At 71.0% G+C, this 1,621-nt stretch carries 2 protein-coding genes; both read left to right on the top strand.

Features of this window, described 5'->3' with window-relative positions; translation table 11 throughout:
• A partial coding sequence (locus VG276_15580) for a VOC family protein (protein HEV8650772.1) occupies positions 1-440 on the top strand: 440 nt, incomplete at its 5' end.
• Positions 441-1,408: 968 nt separating this feature from the next.
• Positions 1,409-1,621 (top strand): hypothetical protein (locus tag VG276_15575; GenBank protein HEV8650771.1); only part of this gene is annotated, 213 nt, incomplete at its 3' end.

Raw genomic sequence — 1,621 nt, 5'->3', positions numbered from 1 at the left:
TGGTGTTCTGGCAGCTGACCATCGACGCGAACGACCCGGCCCTGCTGGCGCGGTTCTGGGCGCAGGCGCTGGGCTACCAGCCGGTGCCGCCGGCGGAGCCGGAGACGACCTGGCAGGCGCACTACCGTGCCCGGCTGGGCGAGGAGGCGGCCTTCGACGACCGGCTGTTCGACCCGGCCGGGCTGCGCCCGCCGATCTGGTTCCAGGAGGTGCCGGAGACGAAGGCGGGGAAGAACCGGCTCCACCTCGACCTCTACCCCACCGGCCGCGACAACGCACTGCCGCTGGAGCGGCGGATCGAGATCGTCGAGGCGACGGTCGCCGAGCTGGTCGGGCTGGGCGCCAGCGTGGAGCGCCGGACCCGACACGACGACCCTGAGGACCCGGTCTACTACGTCGTCATGAACGACCCGGAGGGCAACGAGTTCTGCGTCAGCTGAGGCTCACGGTGGGGCGGAAACCCCGGACCCGGCGGATAACGTGACGCGCGACGCCGGCGCCTCGGACGCACGAGCCTGGGCGCCGAGACGGAATCGGGTTTGCCGACGAAACGACCGCTCAACGATGACGAGTGGGGCCAGATCAGGCCGTCACGCTGGGGTCAAATCGGCTTGACAGGGCCAACATCACCTAGCAACTCGGACGACTCGCCTCCCTCGGCATCGGCGGCGTCCTCGCCGATCACCTCGGCATCACCGCCGTCTACTGGCTCGGCGGCGCACTCCTCCTCCTCGCCGCCACCCTCGCCCCGCTCGCTAGAACCAACACCCAGCCATCAGCCCCGAGAAACCTGCCAGAACCTTGACGCAGGACACGGCCATACCTGAGGGACCTGGCCGGGCTGGCCGACCGCTCGCCAGCCGACCACACGCCATCTTGTCTCGGGGAAGGAGCAGTCCCAGCCGCCACCCGCGTGGTCGGGCTGCTGGGCGATGGCGCATGCGTAGTGTCGCTGGTTGGCGTGCCGTCCACCGTGGCCGCGAGGGGGGCGTTGCAGGCGCCGCAGACGACCAGGCTCCGTAGAAGGTCTGCCGTTGCACGGCTCCCGTTGCTTGGATCACTTGGCGGCTGTCACCGCCTGGTTCAGTGGGACTCGGGTGTTATCGGACACGCTGGGTGGTGATGAGCAGGCACACGATCGTGGTGACGCCTGCGGTGCGGTCTGCCATGTCGACTACCAGGCACTCCTGATCGGCCGATCAACAGCTTCGTGACGTCCACGCCCGACCATGCCCACGCAACCGCCGCCGGGCCTCTCCCCCGGAGGGGGAAGCGGCCATTCCCCAAAGGGGGAGTCGGGGTTGCCACCCGGCGGTGATGTGCCCGCAGCCGAGGCTTGGGAGCCTTCTGGGCAGAGGGCTGCGGCGCGGAGGCGCCCGCGGGCCGCCAGCGGAACCAAGGAGGCGCCATGGGCAGGTTGACCGGCGGCAGGGCTGCCGTCGGGGTTGGCCTGATGGTGGTGCTGCTGGCCGGGCTGGCCGGGTGCTCGGCCTCGGGCGGCTCGGGCGCGGCGACCACCACCACCAGCGGGCAGCAGGCCGCCGCGGCGGTGTTGCGGGAGTTCGTGCGGTGCGCCCGGGCCAACGGCATGCCCAGCCTGCCCGACCTGCGGCTGGACAGC

The organism is Actinomycetes bacterium (assembly GCA_036000965.1).
GTDB lineage: Bacteria > Actinomycetota > CALGFH01 > CALGFH01 > CALGFH01 > DASYUT01.
The sequence above is the reverse complement of the archived record's forward strand: the minus strand, read 5'-3'. Positions and strand labels throughout refer to the sequence as shown.